The sequence below is a fragment of the Pseudomonas sp. DR 5-09 genome, assembly GCF_001655595.1.
In the GTDB taxonomy this organism is placed as follows: Bacteria; Pseudomonadota; Gammaproteobacteria; order Pseudomonadales; family Pseudomonadaceae; genus Aquipseudomonas; species Aquipseudomonas pharyngis.
In genome coordinates, this window is the sequence record NZ_CP011566.1 from 1,063,913 (window position 1) to 1,079,964 (window position 16,052).

General features: G+C 61.3%; 15 protein-coding genes. 9 read left to right on the top strand and 6 right to left on the bottom strand.

Annotated elements, in window-relative coordinates:
- Positions 1–17: 17 nt before the first annotated feature.
- The gene (locus PDR5_RS04690; RefSeq protein WP_064593480.1) at positions 18–1,394 is read right to left on the bottom strand and encodes an L-serine ammonia-lyase; all 1,377 of its coding nucleotides are present in this window, start codon (positions 1,392–1,394) and stop codon (positions 18–20) included.
- Between the two features lie 135 nt (positions 1,395–1,529).
- On the opposite strand from PDR5_RS04690, the gene PDR5_RS04695 reads away from it, so the two are divergent.
- Together PDR5_RS04695 and PDR5_RS04700 are read left to right on the top strand one after the other, a co-directional pair.
- Positions 1,530–2,477: a LysR substrate-binding domain-containing protein gene (locus tag PDR5_RS04695; RefSeq protein WP_064593482.1), complete on the top strand. Its 948-nt coding sequence runs from the start codon at positions 1,530–1,532 to the stop codon at positions 2,475–2,477.
- Positions 2,478–2,677: 200 nt separating this feature from the next.
- Complete coding sequence (locus tag PDR5_RS04700; RefSeq protein WP_011332524.1) at positions 2,678–3,085, top strand: HPF/RaiA family ribosome-associated protein; 408 nt, start codon at positions 2,678–2,680, stop codon at positions 3,083–3,085.
- Positions 3,086–3,156: 71 nt separating this feature from the next.
- Here the strand turns inward: PDR5_RS04700 and fecA are convergent, their stop codons facing one another.
- The 3 genes from fecA to PDR5_RS04715 form a co-directional block, all read right to left on the bottom strand.
- Positions 3,157–5,490, bottom strand: coding sequence for a TonB-dependent Fe(3+) dicitrate receptor FecA (gene fecA, locus PDR5_RS04705; protein WP_064593484.1), 2,334 nt, complete (start codon positions 5,488–5,490; stop codon positions 3,157–3,159).
- 151 nt (positions 5,491–5,641) lie between these two features.
- Complete coding sequence (locus PDR5_RS04710) at positions 5,642–6,559, bottom strand: DUF4880 domain-containing protein (RefSeq protein WP_442963851.1); 918 nt, start codon at positions 6,557–6,559, stop codon at positions 5,642–5,644.
- Between the two features lie 8 nt (positions 6,560–6,567).
- Positions 6,568–7,056 (bottom strand): sigma-70 family RNA polymerase sigma factor, encoded by a 489-nt coding sequence (locus tag PDR5_RS04715; RefSeq protein WP_064600677.1) that lies wholly within the window; start codon positions 7,054–7,056, stop codon positions 6,568–6,570.
- Between the two features lie 175 nt (positions 7,057–7,231).
- Between PDR5_RS04715 and PDR5_RS04720 the strand changes: the two genes are divergently transcribed.
- From PDR5_RS04720 to PDR5_RS04745, 6 genes are all read left to right on the top strand, one after another.
- Positions 7,232–7,537, top strand: a complete 306-nt coding sequence (locus PDR5_RS04720; protein ID WP_039769401.1) for a DUF3649 domain-containing protein — start codon at positions 7,232–7,234, stop codon at positions 7,535–7,537.
- Entirely contained in the window at positions 7,534–9,123 is a 1,590-nt protein-coding gene (locus tag PDR5_RS04725; RefSeq protein ID WP_064593488.1) for a PepSY-associated TM helix domain-containing protein, read from the top strand. Before PDR5_RS04720 ends, PDR5_RS04725 begins: the two co-directional genes overlap by 4 nt.
- Positions 9,124–9,450, top strand: a complete 327-nt coding sequence (locus PDR5_RS04730) for a DUF3325 domain-containing protein (protein WP_064593490.1) — start codon at positions 9,124–9,126, stop codon at positions 9,448–9,450. It begins immediately after the preceding gene.
- A gap of 1 nt (position 9,451) precedes the next feature.
- On the top strand, positions 9,452–10,018 hold the full coding sequence (locus PDR5_RS04735) for an RNA polymerase sigma factor (RefSeq protein WP_064593492.1): 567 nt from the start codon (positions 9,452–9,454) through the stop codon (positions 10,016–10,018).
- The gene (locus PDR5_RS04740; protein WP_064593494.1) at positions 10,015–11,004 is read left to right on the top strand and encodes a FecR family protein; all 990 of its coding nucleotides are present in this window, start codon (positions 10,015–10,017) and stop codon (positions 11,002–11,004) included. Before PDR5_RS04735 ends, PDR5_RS04740 begins: the two co-directional genes overlap by 4 nt.
- 104 nt (positions 11,005–11,108) lie before the next feature.
- Positions 11,109–13,538 (top strand): TonB-dependent siderophore receptor, encoded by a 2,430-nt coding sequence (locus tag PDR5_RS04745; RefSeq protein WP_064593496.1) that lies wholly within the window; start codon positions 11,109–11,111, stop codon positions 13,536–13,538.
- On the opposite strand, the gene PDR5_RS04750 is transcribed toward PDR5_RS04745, so the two are convergent.
- Complete coding sequence (locus tag PDR5_RS04750; RefSeq protein ID WP_064593498.1) at positions 13,539–14,414, bottom strand: helix-turn-helix domain-containing protein; 876 nt, start codon at positions 14,412–14,414, stop codon at positions 13,539–13,541.
- A gap of 139 nt (positions 14,415–14,553) precedes the next feature.
- Between PDR5_RS04750 and PDR5_RS04755 the strand changes: the two genes are divergently transcribed.
- On the top strand, positions 14,554–15,456 hold the full coding sequence (locus PDR5_RS04755; protein ID WP_064593500.1) for a DMT family transporter: 903 nt from the start codon (positions 14,554–14,556) through the stop codon (positions 15,454–15,456).
- Between the two features lie 28 nt (positions 15,457–15,484).
- On the opposite strand, the gene PDR5_RS04760 is transcribed toward PDR5_RS04755, so the two are convergent.
- Positions 15,485–15,994, bottom strand: a complete 510-nt coding sequence (locus PDR5_RS04760) for a DUF2165 family protein (protein ID WP_082934356.1) — start codon at positions 15,992–15,994, stop codon at positions 15,485–15,487.
- Positions 15,995–16,052: the final 58 nt, after the last annotated feature.

Below are 16,052 nucleotides of genomic sequence, written 5' to 3' on the forward strand. Positions count from 1 at the left end.
CGGTCAGGGAGCGCTCCTCAGCACTCCACCCAGCTCACGGCCAGGCCGCCCCGTGAAGTCTCTTTGTATTTGTCATGCATGTCGGCGCCGGTATCGCGCATGGTGCGGATCACCCGGTCGAGGGAAATGAAGTGTTTGCCGTCGCCGCGCAGGGCCATTTGCGTGGCGTTGATCGCCTTCACCGCAGCGATGGCATTGCGCTCGATGCACGGCACTTGCACGAGGCCGCCGACCGGGTCGCAGGTCAGACCGAGGTTGTGTTCCAGGCCGATTTCGGCGGCGTTTTCCAGTTGCTCCGGGGTGGCGCCGAGCACATCGGCCAGACCCGCAGCGGCCATGGCGCAGGCAGAGCCGACTTCGCCCTGGCAGCCGACTTCGGCGCCGGAAATCGAGGCGTTTTTCTTGCACAGGATGCCGACCGCTGCCGCGCCCAGAAAGAACGCAACCACGTCGTCGTCCGACGCATCCGGATTGAATTTCATGTAGTAGTGCAGAACGGCCGGGATGATCCCGGCGGCACCGTTGGTCGGCGCGGTCACCATGCGCCCGCCGGCGGCGTTCTCTTCGTTGACGGCGAGGGCGAACAGGTTGACCCACTCCATCGCCGACAGGGTCGAACTGATGACGTTCGGCTTGCCGATTTCCAGCAGGCTGCGGTGCAATTTCGCCGCGCGACGCGGAACGTTCAGACCGCCGGGCAGAATGCCTTCGTGACGCAGGCCTTGCTCGACGCACTCGCGCATTACCGACCAGATGTGCAGCAGGCCCTGACGGATCTCGGCATCGCTGCGCCAGGCCCGTTCGTTGGCCATCATCAGTTCGGACACCCGCAGGTTGTGCTGCTTGCACAGCGCCAGCAGTTCGACGGCGCTGGAGAATTCGTAAGGCAACTCGACGCCGCCGGCCGGCGCCACACCCGATTCGGCTTCGGCCGCTTCGATGATGAAACCGCCGCCGACCGAGTAGTACGTCTGCTCGAACAATTGGCCGGATGCACCGAAGGCTGTCAGCGACATGGCGTTGGGGTGGTAGGGCAGGCTCTCGTCCAGCAGCAGGAGATCGTGCTGCCAGTTGAAGGCGATCGAGCGTTCACCGGCCAGAGAGAGTTGGCCGGTCTCGCGCACTTGCTGGATGCGCGGCTCGATGGTCGACGGATCGATGCTGTCCGGCCATTCGCCCATCAAGCCCATGACCGTTGCGCGGTCGGTGGCATGGCCGACGCCGGTGGCCGAAAGCGAGCCATATAAGCGGATTTCCACCCGCTGCACATCGTTCAGCAAATGCTGGTCGATCAGGGCCTGGGCGAAGGTCGCGGCGGCGCGCATCGGGCCGACGGTGTGGGAACTGGACGGACCGATGCCGACTTTGAATAGATCGAAAACACTGATAGCCATGCTAAACCCTTACAAGCAATGGAGTAGGAATCGCTGCCATTTTTTGTAGGACAAGCGCAATGTCGGCGATACTGCCTACCTCGCTTCAACGTGACTAACGAAATTTCCTAAGTAAGCCTTTAGCAGGACTAAACCATGAGTCGTCAATTGCATGCCCAGACTTACGTCTGGCTGCAGGTGTTTTCCTGTGCCGCGCGGCACCTGTCATTCACCCGCTGTGCCGAGGAACTGCACATCACGCCGGGGGCGGTGAGTCAGCAAATCCGACAGCTGGAAGAGCGACTGGGGTTTCGCCTGTTTCATCGCCGTGCGCGGGGCGTGGAGTTGAGCGCGGAAGGGCAGCGACTGGCGATCACGGTCAACGAGGCTTACGGCAGCATCGACGCGGAATTGCGACGGCTGGATGCGGGGATGATCAGCGGGATTCTGCGGTTGCGCTCGATTCCATCGTTCCTCAGCAAATGGCTGACCCCGCGCTTGCCACGCCTGCAACAGCGTTACCCGGACATCCAGTTGCGGCTGGTGGCCGAGGACAGCAGCGTGCCGTTGCATGAAGGGGATTTCGACCTGGCCATCGACCTGAACGACGGCAGCTATCCGGGATTGTTATCCACAGCCTTGCTCGACGAGCAGATTTTCCCGGTGTGCGCGCCGGGCCTGCTGCGCGGACGGCCGCCGCTGCACGGGCCGGCGGATCTGGTGCATTTTCCGCTGCTGCACGACATCACCGCCTGGCGCGGCAGCTATGAATACGCGGAGTGGGAGTTTTATCTCAATGCCATCGGTTTCGAGGGCGCGGATGTGCGGCGCGGGCACACGTTCAATCGCAACCACCTGACCATCGAAGCGGCGATTGCCGGCATGGGCGTGGCGATTGCCCGGCGCACGTTGCTCAACGACGAGCTGGAGCGGGGGACGTTGATCGTGCCGTTCGGGATTTCGGTGCCCAATCACAAGCGCTATGTATTGCTTTATGCGCCGGGGGCCCTGAGCCATCCGGGCGTACGGGCGGTGCATGACTGGCTGGTGGAAGAAGCGGGGATTTTTCGCAGCCTGCACCCGTTGGGTGATGGCCAATTGTGAGCAGATTTTTCGGGGTGGCGGGGCGACCCAACTCCCGACCTTACCAGCGCTTTACTCGGTTGTCCGGCTTTTTTTGCGAATGAATATTTATCTTTTTTAAGGGGTTGAAATGTTCGTCCGGCGGGCCGATTGTTGTAATCAAGAGGTCACGAAATCCTGTTCCAGGCCTCTTGCGAGCTAGCTGAAATAAGGGATGAACTATGCAAATCCAAGTCAACAGCGACAACCATATTCAAAGCAGCAAACGACTGGAGGAGTGGGTACGAACCACAATTGAGAGCACGCTCGACCGTTATGAGGAAGACCTGACCCGTGTCGAAGTCCATCTGAGCGACGAGAACGGTGACAAACCAGGTCCTCATGATTTGCGCTGCCAACTGGAAGCGCGGCCAAAAGGCCATCAACCGATTTCCGTCACCCACAAAGCCGATTCGCTGGAACAGGCGATCGATGGTGCAGCCGAAAAACTGGAGCACGCGCTGGAGCACCTGTTTGGCAAACTGCGCGGCAAACCGCGAGCCGCTGTGGTGCCATTCACAAGCAAAGCCAATGACAAGCTGTTGGCGGAAGAGTTTGACGAGAACGAACAGGCAGCGATCAACAGTTGATGCGCTGATTTTCCAAGCCACCCAATGAGAAAGGGCCTGCAATTGCAGGCCCTTTCTGTTTTCAGCAGGGATCAGAAAGCAACGGAGGTCTGCACGTACACCGTGCGCGGTTCACCCACATACTTGCCCTTGTTGTTGTCATCGAACGAGCGGGTGAAGTACTGGGTGTTGAAGATGTTCTTCACCCCCACCGCCACGTTCAGGTCCGACAGCTGCGGCCCGAAGTCATAACCGGCGCGGCTGCTGAACAGCATGTAGCCCGGGATCTTGCCGGTGCTGCCGTCGGCGCTTTCTTTCGAGGTGTTGGCGTTGTCGGCGAACTGGTCGCTCTGGAAGCTGCTGTCCAGGTTAAGCTTCCACGGCCCTTCGGTGTAACCGACGCCGATCGTGCCTTTGTGTTTCGACGAGAACGGCACACGATTGCCCTTGTTCGGCCCCTCTTCGCGGATGGTCGCGTCGACATACGCGTAAGTGGCGTAGACGTCGAAGCCGGCCAGCGCCGGGCTCAAGTCGTCGAGAGCGTAGTTGACGCTGGTCTCGATGCCCTGATGGCGGGTTTCGCCACGGGCGATTACCGAATCATTGGTCTGGTTGCTTTCGTACTGGTTGTCGAAGTTGATCAGGAATGCGCCGATCTCCGCTCGCAGCGCACCGTTGTCGTAACGGGTGCCGAGTTCCCAGGTGCGGGCCTTCTCCGGTTTCACTTCGCCGCTGCTGACGCGGTTGGGCATCTGGCTGTATTGCACGCTACCGAACGAACCTTCGGTGTTGGCGTACAGGTTCCAGCTGTCGGACAGGTGATACAGCACGTTCAGCGCCGGCAGCGCGGTGTTGTAGTCACCCTTGTATTTGACGTTGGTCAGGTTGTTGGTCTGCTGCGACTCGATCATCTCGTAGCGCACGCCCGGGGTAATGGTCCACTTGCCGATGTCGATCCGGTCATCGACGAAAAATGCATTGGCTTCCGTGCCGCCACGGGTGTCGCGGTCATTGCGGCTGTTGGTGGTCGGATACTCGTTGCTGGCAATCGGGGTGCGATAGCGCAGTTCGTGGCCGGCTTCGTTTATGTAGCGATAGCCGACGCCGACTTCATGGCTGGTGGCGCCGAGGTCGAAGCCTTGAGCGAAGCGGGTTTCCAGACCGCGCACCCAATACTCGCGCGGCGACAGCGACAGGAACGTGCCCTGATCCAGGTAACCGCTGCGCAGGGTCTTGGTGAAGAAGGTATTGGCGGTGAACTCGCGGCGATCTTCCTGATAGCGATAGCCGACATTGAACATCGTGCGACGGCCCCAGAACTGGTCTTTTGGCCGGGTCGACTGGTACGGATCGGCATCGTAATCGGCGACATTCAGGCCGCCGGGCATGTCGGCCTTGCCTTCGTAATACTGTGCCATGGCGTTGAAACTGTTGGCCTCGTCGAGCTGGTATTTGCCCTTGAGGATCAGGTCGTCGATTTCCGTATCGCTGTGTTCGCGCCAGTCGCCACCGCGAGTGCCGGAGTACAACAGCGCGCCGCCCAGACCGTTGGCATTGGTGCCGCCGGCCAGCAGGTTGGCGCTGGTCTTGAAGCCGTCATGGCTGGACGATGGACTGGTTTCAGTCTGGAAACCGCCCTTGACGGTCGGCTCGTCCGGAATCGCCCGGGTCACGAAGTTGACCACGCCGCCGACGTTCTGCGGGCCGTAACGCACGGCGCCGCCACCACGCACCACGTCCACCGCATCCATGTTGCCCATGCTGATCGGCGCGAACGACAACTGCGGCTGGCCATAAGGGGCGAACGGCACGGGAATGCCGTCCATCAATACGGTCGAGCGTGCGGCCAGGCGCGGGTTGAGGCCACGAATGCCGAAGTTCAGCGCCATGTCGTGGCTGCCGGTGCCGTTGTTTTCCGGCGCGTTGACGCCGGGAATGCGGTTGAGCACGTCACGGGCCTGGGTCGCGCCCTGGCGCTCGAACTCTTCGCGGCGGATCACGTCACGGGCACCGGGATGTTCAAAGACGTTGACCTGCGCAGCCTCACCCAGCCAGTCGCCGACCACTTTCGAGGTGTCCAGCTCCAGGGCGCTGTCGTTCGACGGTTGCAGGCTGAAGGCATTGCCACCCTCGGCGCGGGCTTGCAGGCCGGTGCCTTCGAGCAGCGCATTCAGACCTTGTTCCGCTGTGTAGTTGCCTTCCAGACCACGGCTTTGCACACCGCTGGTGACTTGCGAGCCGAACGAGATCAGTACACCGGCTTCACGGCCGAACTGGTTGAGGGCGTTTTCCAGCGACGACGGGGCGATGTGATAAGCCTTGGTTTCGGCAGCCTGCGCAAGGGGCAGAGCGCTGAAGCTCAGGCTGGCGCCGAGGACGAGGTTGCGCAGGGTTCGGGCCAGCGGCGTGAGGCGGGTGGGGTGCATGGAGGACGGTCCTGAGAAGGTTGAATCAAGGGGGCTTTCCTTCTCTGTCACGCCAGATCTGAAAAACGGCTCATTTATTTTTGCAGGGGACGCGGAGCGTCCCGGGGCTGCATTCCCACGCGGACGGTTCGACACTTCGACGTGGGAACGATCAGGCTTTAGCTTCGACCGTCACCCAGTAACGGGTGAAGCGCCTCACTTTTACCGGCAGGCTGATTTCCAGCAGGTCGAGAATCCGCTCGCTGTCGTCCAGTGGATAAGACCCGGAAATCAGCAGGTCAGCCACTTTCGCATCGCAATGGAGCTGCCCGCGCCGGTAGCGACCGAGTTCATCGAGAAAGTCGCCCAGACGCATGTGCGCGGCCACCAGCATGCCGTCGGCCCAGGCGCCGCTGTTGGCGTCCAGCGGTTTTGCCGCGCTGACGCCGGTGGTGCTGAAACTCAGTTGTCGGGCGACCGGCAGCAGCATCGGCGCGCGACCTGGCACGTTCAGTTCGACCCGACCTTCAAACAGTGCAACCTGCGTACGGTCGGCGAACTGCCGTACGTTTATTCGCGCGCCCTGGGTTTTCAGCACGCCTTGGGCGGTTTGCACGTCGAAGGATTGCGTGGCGGTCAGCAGCATCTCGCCTTCGAGCAGACGGATCAAACCATCGCCCCGGACATCCGCCGCGCTGGCGGTGTTGAGTTGCAACTGGCCGTCGGCGCCGAGCGAGATCTTGCGCCGCTGACCAATCGGGCTGCGGTAATCGGCCAGCAGCGATGGCAACTGATTGTGCTCGCGCATGCCCCAGGTGACCGCCGAACCGGCGCCGAGAATCAGCAACAACTTCAGCGTCTGACGACGGCTGCCGGACTTCGGCGCATTCAGTGCGGCGTGGGCCAGTGGCGACGACAACCCGCGCAACCGCGAATTGACCCGCTGAATGTGCTCCCACGCGCGGCGGTGTTCGCTGTGGGCATCGATCCATTGCTGCCAGGCTTGTTGCTGGCGCGGGTTCAACGGGCCTTGCTGCATTTCCAGCAACCAGTGCACCGCCTGTTCGGCGACCTGCGCGGAAAAATCCATCGACGGGTTCACAGGGCGAAGTAGCAGCGCATCGCTGCCTTGTTCAGATGACGTTTGACCGTGGCCACGGAAATGCCCAGTTCGGCGGCGATCTGCGGATAAGTCAGGCCATCGACCTGCGCCAGCAGAAATGCGCGTTTGACGACGCGCGGCAGGCCATCAAGCAACTGATCCAGCTCCATCAGGGTTTGCAGGATGATGGCTTTCTCTTCTTCCGAAGGCGCAACCATTTCCGGGATCTGCGCGAGGGTGTCGAGGTAGGCGCGCTCCAGGTCCTGGCGGCGGTAATGGTTGAACAGCACGCGCTTGGCCAGGGTGGTGAGGAATGCGCGCGGTTCGATAATCACTGGCGGCTCGCGGGCGGTCAGCACCCGGATGAAGGTGTCCTGAGCGAGATCGGCGGCGCTGTCCGGGCAGCCGAGTTTGCGCCGCAGCCAGCCGGTGAGCCAACTGTGGTGGGCCTGATAGAGCGATTCGACAGGATGGGCGGACGGCAACGGCATCACTCCGGGCGCATGCAGGATGCGTTAGAGAACAAGAATGGTTCGCATTGTAGGGCTGCGGAGGGTGCCCGGCAATCAGACTCTTTTGCGTATGAGAATATTTATCATTAATATTGCTCGCCTGTCGTTCGGCGTCTTGGTCGGACGTTAATCGTTTCAGGGTCGAAACATGAAAGCCAAACTCGCCACACTTCCCCTGTCCTATCGTCTGGCCGTCACTTCGCGGGTGCTCGCGGCGGTGTTCGGCGGCTATCTGGTCGCGGCATTGGCCAGCGTTACGCTGACGTTGTGGCTGCCGCTGAACCGCGCCGAGGCAGTGGTGACCGGCATGACCGTTTCGTTCCTGGTCTATCTGGTGGCGGTGCTCTGGTGTTTCGCCTGTCGCACGGCCTGGTCGGCGTGGGTCGGTCTGCTGGTGCCGAGCGTGATCCTGGCCACCGTTTCCGGCGCTGCGCGCGGTCTGGGTCTGGCATGAAAGAGGGTTTTCGACAAGCGATGGCCTGGCTGCACACCTGGACCGGGCTGGTTTTCGGCTGGCTGTTGTTTGCGATTTTTCTGACCGGAACCCTGGCCTATTTCAAGGACGAAACCAGTCACTGGATGCAGCCGGAAATCCAGGCGCACCCATTGGATGCCGAAAAAAGCCTGACGCTGGCCCAGCACTATCTGCAACAAAACGCCCCCGACGCTTCGCGCTGGATCATTGGCCTGCCCGACGCCCGCGATCCCGGTCTGAGCGTGGGCTGGCAGCAGACGCCAGCCAAGCCCGGCGAGCGCGGCGCATTCACCCGCAAGACCCTCGACGCGCAAACCGGTGCCGAAGTGCAGCCCCGGGAAAGCATGGGCGGCGAGTTTTTCTACCGCTTCCATTTCCAGCTGCAAATGCCTTATCCGTGGGGCCGCTGGCTCTCGACCATCGCCGCGATGGTGATGTTTGTCGCGCTGATCACCGGGATCATCACCCACAAGAAAATCTTCAAGGACTTCTTCACCTTCCGCCCGCGCAAGGGCCAGCGCTCGTGGCTCGACGGACACAACGCGGTGGCTGTGCTGGTGTTGCCGTTTCATCTGATGATCACCTACAGCAGTCTGGTGATCTTCATGTCGATGGTGATGCCGGCGAGCATTCTGGTTTCGTACGGCAACAACGTCAGGGCGTTTTACGACGAGGTTTTTCCCGAATCCAGCGTCCCTGAACGGGCCAATCAACCGGCGACACTGGCACCGCTGGCGCCCCTGTTGCTGGCGGCCAGCGAGCAATGGTCGGGTGGACATGTCGGGCGTATCAGCGTGAACAATCCGGGCGATGCCAATGCCTCGGTGGTGATGTCCCGTGCGGGTTCCGACCGAGTGGTGAATGATTCCGGCAGCGCCGTGACCTTCAGCGGTGTCAGCGGACAAGTCATCGGCACAACGCCCGATCAGCCGATGGCGATGGCGGTTGCTGGCAGTTTCTACGGTTTGCACATGGGCCACTTTGCCGGACCGGTGCTGCGCTGGCTGTATTTCATCTGTGGTCTGGCGGGCACGGCGATGATCGGCACCGGGCTGGTGATCTGGCTCGGCAAGCGTCAGCTCAAACACATCAAAAGCGGTGGGATGCCCTTCGAGTTGCGGCTGGTGCAAGTGCTGAACATTGCCAGCATGGCCGGGCTGGTGGCGGCGGTCGCCGTGTTCTTCTGGGCCAATCGTCTGCTGCCGGTGAATCTGGCCGGGCGTGCCGACTGGGAAGTGAATGCGTTCTTCATCGCCTGGGGCTTAAGCGTGGTGCATGCGATGTTGCGTCCGGGGCGCAAGGCCTGGGTCGAACAGCTGTCGCTGGGGGCTGCACTGTTTATCGCGGTTCCGCTTCTTAACGGTTTGACCTCCCCTTATCACCTCGGCGTGACAGTGCCTGAAGGCGACTGGGCCTTGGCCGGTTTCGACCTGACGTGTCTGGGCAGTGGCCTCTTTCTCGCCTGGGCCGCGCGGAAAATGCAGCGCGCTGGACACATCGTCAGCGTGCAAAAGCCAGCCCGCGAAACGGCCCGGCCGATCACCCTTGAGCATGGGACGAACTGAATGCTGCTGGCGCTGTTGCTTTGTTATTGCGCTTTCACGGCGCTGTGCCTGGCGATGCCTCGGCATCACGAAGAGCTGCTGGGTCAAAAACCTTCGACCCGCCGTCGGCAAGGTTTGAAACTCGCAGGCTGGCTGTTGCTGGGGCTGTCGCTGTGGGCGGCGGTTGCCATGAAGGGCTGGAGTTTTGGTCTGGTCGACTGGTGCGCAGTGTTGATGCTCAGTGCGCTGACGTTGGTGCTGTTGTTGCCCTATCGCCCACGTCTGGCCTTGACCATGGCCGGACTGAGCCTGCTCGCCAGCCCGGTCGCTGCATGGGCCTTGAACTGACATGCTGATCGGCCATCCTCCCGAACATCGCGACGACGAACCCCATGGCGCCCGCGCGCATTTTCTTCAGGTGTTCCTGTCCCAGCGTTCGCAGATGGAAGCGCTGGTGAGCCGGCGCGTCGGTTGCCGGGCGACGGCGGCGGATCTGGTGCAGGATCTGTTTCTGCGATTCTGGCGTCGACCGCTGGTGGAGGTCGAAGAACTCAGCACTTATCTGTTGCGTTGCGCCGGCAATATCGCCATCGATCATTTGCGCAGCGAAGGCGCGCGGGTGCGGGTCAACGAAGGCTGGCAACCGGATGAGCCGGACAGCAGCGCCAGCGAACCGCAGGCGGCGCTCGAAGCGGGCAACGATTTGCGCCACGTCGAAGCGGCCTTGCGCGCCTTGCCCGAGCGCACGCGGCAGATCTTTTTGCTCAATCGCATCCACGGGCGCAAGTACGCCGAGATCGCCAAGGCCATGGGCCTGTCCCAAAGTGCTGTGGAAAAACATATGATGCGCGCCCTCGAGGCCTGCAAGGCCAGCCTGCGCGAACCCGCGCCACGCCTGCCAGGGAAAGCACCGTGAACAACTCCGACCGAGTCATCCCGACGCCCGCGCAGGAACAGGCCGCTTTTGCCTGGCTGAGCCTGCTGCACGACCGCCCGAGCACCGGTGATCAGCTGACGTTCAGTCAATGGCTGCGCGCTGACCCGGCTCACGCCGAGGCCTACGCCCAGGCGCAAGTGGTGTGGGAGTTGAGCGAAGGACCGGCGCGCACCCTGGCCGATGAAGACGCACTGGCGTTGCAGAGTTTGCTCAACGCGATGGATCGACCGCGCCGTGCATCGCTTCGACGCTGGGCCGGCGCGCTGGCCATGGCGGCCTGCCTGCTGTTGATGATCAGCCTCGGCAGCGGTTGGCAGCCGCAGCGCTGGATCGATGATCTGGGCGCCGATTACGTGTCGGCACCGGGCGAGATCCGCACCGTGACTCTGGCCGATCAATCGCAGGTGACGCTGGATGCCGACAGTGCCATCGCCGTGGATTTCAGTCATGGCGAGCGGCATGTGCAATTGCGCCGAGGGGCCGGATTTTTCAGCGTGACTCACACGGGTGATCCCTTTGTGGTCGAGGCTGAAAAGGGCCAGGCGCGGGTGCTCGGCACTCAGTTCGAAGTGCGCCTGCAACCTCAAGGCGCCCAGGTGACGGTGCTGTCCGGACGCGTCGGCGTGACGGCATCCCCTGACGGCCAACAGCAGATTCTCACCGCCGGCCAGCAAGTGGCATACGGCGCAGGCACTGCCGCAAAACTGCACGCCGTGGACAGCGAAGCGCAACTGGCGTGGCGCCAGGGCTGGCTGACTTACTACAAGTCGACACTGGCCGATGTAGTGCAGGATCTGCGGCGTTATTACCCCGGACGGATCGTGTTGCTCAACGACGAACTGGGGGCGCGCAAGGTCAGCGGCAGCTTTCCGAGCAAGGATCCGCAAGCCGTGTTGAATTCGCTGCAAGGGGTGTTGGGATTCGAGCAGCACCAGGTGTTGGGCAAGCTGATCATCCTGCGCTGAAAATATTTTCAACTTAGTGGTGAGGTAAACCCGGACGCCATCCGTGTAGTGACTGAAACTGCGAGTCATTCGCATCCGTTGCGGTTCTACACAGGTCATGAGCAATGAAGTCCAGGGCAAAATCGGGTTCGGTCAAACAGTGGTTGGGCGTTTCAGCCTTGAGTTTTTCGGCATTGGCCCTGTTGCCGCTGAGCGTGGCGCTGGCCGCTGAATCCGTCAGCAGCCAGCCACAAAAGCAATTCAGTTTTTCCCTGGCTGCCAAGCCGTTGCCTCAGGCCCTGAGCGACTTCAGCCGTGTCACCGGGCAGAGCGTGGTTTATACCGATGAAGCGCCTTATGGCCTGACTGCTCAAGCGGTCAACGGCCAGATGAGTGCCGAGCAGGCGCTGCAACGTCTGCTCACCGGCTCCGGCCTGACCTTCCGCCGCACTGACAGCCATACCCTGGCGCTCGAACCGCAACCGACCGCAGGCGCGTTGAACCTCGGCGCGACGAACATCACCTCGGTGGTCGACCAGCCGATGAGCTACCAGCCACCGGAAACCAGTTCGGTGATGCGCTCTTCCGCTTCGCTTCAGGAAATCCCGCAGACCGTCAACGTGATTGCGGCCCAGGTCATTCGCGATCAGGCTCCGCGCAATCTTGATGATGCACTGGCCAACGTCAGCGGCATCACCCAGGGCAACACCTTGGGCAGCACCCAAGATTCGGTGATGACCCGCGGCTTCGGTGACAACCGCAACGGCTCGATCATGCGCGACGGCATGCCGGTGGTGCAGGGCCGTGGCATGAACGCCACCGTGGATCGCGTCGAGGTGCTCAAGGGCCCGGCCTCGCTGCTCTACGGGATTCAGGACCCGGGCGGCGTGGTCAACATGGTCAGCAAGAAGCCCGAACTGACCCAGTACAACGCGCTGACCCTGCGCGGCTCGACCTACGGCGACGGCAAGAATGGCAGCGGCGGCTCGTTCGACAGCACCGGTGCGCTGGGGGATTCCGGCCTCGCGTATCGCATGGTGCTGGATCACGAAGACGAAGATTACTGGCGCAATTTCGGCACCCACCGCGAAACCCTGGTTGCACCGTCGCTGGCCTGGTACGGCGAGCGCACCAAGCTGTTGTTCGCTTACGAGCACCGTGAATTCCTGACCCCGTTTGATCGTGGAACCCTGATCGATCCACGCACCAACCATCCGCTGGATATCTCGCGCAACGAGCGGCTCGACGAGAAATTCAACGACATGGAAGGGCGTTCCGATCTCTATCACTTTGAGGCCGATCACGAACTCAACGACGACTGGAAAGCCCATTTCGGCTACAGCTGGAATCGCGAAACCTACGACGCCAGCCAGGTCCGCGTAACCGCGATCGACACCAAAAAAGGCACCCTGACCCGCAGCATGGACGGCACCCAGGGCGCGATCAGCACCGACCGCTTCACCACGGCCAGCCTCGAAGGCAAGGTCAACGTGCTGGGCATGCAGCATGATCTGGTGTTCGGCGTCGACGACGAGTACCGCAAGATCTACCGCGCCGACCTGATCCGCCAGAAAAGCCTGAGCACCTTCAGTTACGTCAACCCGGTCTACGGCCGCGAAGTTGAAGGCACCACCGTCAGCCCGGCGGACAGTGCGCAAACCGATCTGCTGCGCAGCGACTCGGTGTTCCTGCAGGACTCCATCCACCTCAACGACCAGTGGATTCTGGTGGCTGGCGGGCGCTTCCAGGAGTACGACCAGTACGCCGGCAAAGGCGTGCCGTTCAAGGCCAACACCGACAGCAACGGCCAGAAGTGGGTGCCGCGCGCGGGTCTGGTGTATCGCTATACCGACGCGTTGTCGTTCTACGGCAGCTACACCGAATCGTTCAAACCCAACTCGACCATCGCGCCGCTGAGCGGCAGCAGCACCGTGCTCGACGGCAGCATCGCGCCGGAAGAAGCCAAGTCCTGGGAGCTGGGCGCACGCCTCGACATTCCGGGGCGTGTCACCGGCAATATCGCCCTGTTCGACATCAAGAAACGCAACGTGCTGGTGGCCAATTCCGAAGGCCCGACGACGATTTACAGCGCCGCCGGCGAAGTGCGTTCCCGGGGCCTGGAAGTGGACCTGACCGGCCAGCTCAGCGACCGCTGGAGCATGATCGGCAGCTACGCCTATACCGACGCCGAGGTTACGGAAGATCCGGACTACAAAGGCAACAGGCTGCAGAACGTGGCGAAAAATACCGGCTCGCTGTCGGCGGTCTACGACTTCGGCAGCGTGATCGGTGGTGATCAACTTCGGGTCGGCGCCGGCGCGCGGTATGTCGGTGAACGAGCGGGTAACGCGGTCAACGACTTCGATCTGCCGAGCTACACCGTGGCCGATGCGTTCGCCACGTACGACACCCGGGTCGAGGGGCAGAAGGTCAAGTTCCAGCTCAACGTGAAGAACCTGTTCGATCGCACCTACTACACCTCGGCGGCGAGCCGTTTCTTCGTGTCGATGGGCGATTCGCGGCAGATTTCGTTGTCGAGCACGCTGGAGTTCTGATCAGCGCAAAAACGCCTGGCGATACTCGCCGGGCGTTCCACCCAGCACCTGGCGAAAGCGGTTGGTGAAGTGGCTGGCACTGGCAAATCCACACGCCAGGGCAATCTCCCCCAGCGGCAACGCCGTGCCCCGCAACAACTCCCGCGCCCGACTCAAACGCCGCGCCAGCACATACTGATGTGGCGGCAGTCCGAAGCTCACCCGGAACATCCGCGCGAAGTGGTATTCCGACAACGCACACAACCCCGCCAGTTGCCCGAGGCTGATCGGCTCGGCCAGTTGGCTGTCGATGAACTCCACCAGTTGCCGGCGCTGATGCGGCGCCAGCCCGCCCTTGAGGCGCAAGCCGTGGCGTACGCCGACCTGGCTCAACAAGGTTTGGCTGATCAGTTCGTGGGCCAGGCTGCTGGTCAGCAGACGCTCGCCAGGCTCGTCCCAATTGAGAGTGAGTAACTGGCGAAACCGTCGGGCCTGTTGCGGATCTTCCAGAAAAGTCTGTTCGCGCAGCTGCATTTCCCGGGGCTCGCGATCCAGCAGCGTGACGCAACCCAAGGCAAATTGTTCGGCGCTGAAATACAGGTGGGCCAGGCGAATGTCGCCATTGATCACCCACCCCGACTCGTGGTCGGCTGGCAGGATGCACAACTTGTCCGGACTGCCTTTGTTTCCGGGGGCGCCACGGCGGAACGTGCCGGTGCCGCCAGCGATGTAGCAGGAGAGCGTGTGATGGCTCGGCGCGTCATAGTCGCGGGCGTCGTGGTGGTTGGTCCACAAGGCTGCGGACAGGCCGTCCCCCAACTCGGCGCTGCGCACAAGGCATGCGTTGGGCGAGCTGTTCAAGGCTTGAAAGACTTGCAGGGTATCGATGGCGGCCATGGTCGGTTCTCTTCAACGCCTTGCATCCTACTCCGTAGATGTTGCGCTGCCAGCCTGCACGCCGACAAAAGCGCAAGTTTATGCAAGCGAGGGGTGAAGGCGCAGGCGGACACTGAAACCCAATCGAGGAGTGTCTGCCATGAACCTGTCGTTGTATTTGTTGACCGTGCTGATCTGGGGCACCACCTGGATAGCCTTGAAGTGGCAACTGGGCGTGGTGGCGATTCCGGTGTCGATCGTCTATCGCTTCGGTCTCGCGGCGCTGGTGTTGTTTGCGCTGTTGCTGCTCAGCCGTCGGCTGCAACCGATGAACCGGCGCGGGCATCTGATCTGTGTGGCGCAGGGGTTGTGCCTGTTCTGCGTCAACTTCATGTGTTTCCTGACTGCCAGCCAATGGATCCCCAGCGGTCTGGTGGCGGTGGTGTTTTCCACGGCGACGTTGTGGAACGCGCTGAATGCGCGGGTGTTCTTCGGCCAACGCATCGCGCGCAATGTGCTGATGGGCGGGGCGCTGGGGCTGTCTGGCCTGGGCCTGCTGTTCTGGCCGGAGCTGGCCGGGCATCACGCCAGTCCGCAAACCCTGCTGGGCCTGGGTCTGGCACTCTGCGGCACCTTGTGCTTCTCGGCGGGCAACATGCTCTCGAGCCTGCAACAGAAGGCCGGTCTCAAGCCGCTGACCACCAATGCCTGGGGCATGGCCTACGGTGCGGCGATGCTCTCGGTGTGGTGCCTGGTCAAGGGCATTCCATTCGAGATGGAGTGGACGTCGCGCTACATTGGCGCGCTTCTATATCTGGTTATTCCGGGATCGGTGATCGGCTTCACCGCCTACTTGACGTTGGTCGGCCGCATGGGCCCGGAGCGCGCCGCCTACTGCACGGTGCTGTTCCCGGTGGTGGCGCTGAATGTCTCGGCCTTCGCCGAAGGCTATCAATGGACGGCACCGGCATTGGCGGGGCTGGTATTGGTGATGCTGGGGAATGTGCTGGTGTTTCGTAAACCCGAAGTTGCGGTTGTGGCGAAGCATGGAAAGTTGGCCTGAGATTGATTGAATCTTGAGCGTTGATTATTCAACGCTCGTTTTTCAATGTTATGAAAATCAGTACCGGTAACATGAAATCGACAATGTGCCGTGCCCAGTCTTTCGCATTCCATACTTGTGAAGTGTCCATGTCGAACCATTCAACACCGATGGTTTGCAGGCAAACATAATAGGTGAAGATCGCAATCAGCAAGCCAATGATCGAGAACCTTTTTGCCTCGTGAAAGACAGCCGCGGACTCGTTGACTTTGCGGTAGAGATAATAAGTACCGAGCAGGCAATAAGCGGTGTAGATCGCTTCCGTGGTGATGATGAACCAATAGATCCGGTGGTGCATCATCGGCGATTCAATCGCCCTGTAACGTATGTTCTCGTTGATCTGTGTCGTATCCATGCTCAGGATGTGTCCGACGTACTCATAGTTTGCCGAGTAGTCGGTCACGTTTCCGTACATCACCAGTAGTCCAAAGAAGCTGATGTAAGCCATCAGGCAGACTTTGCTGTAACGGATTAATTGATCGGTATTGGAAATTCTCACGGTTACTATTCTCCGGTGTGTTTATCTTTGTATTGGATAAAGCCGGGAAAGTTTATAG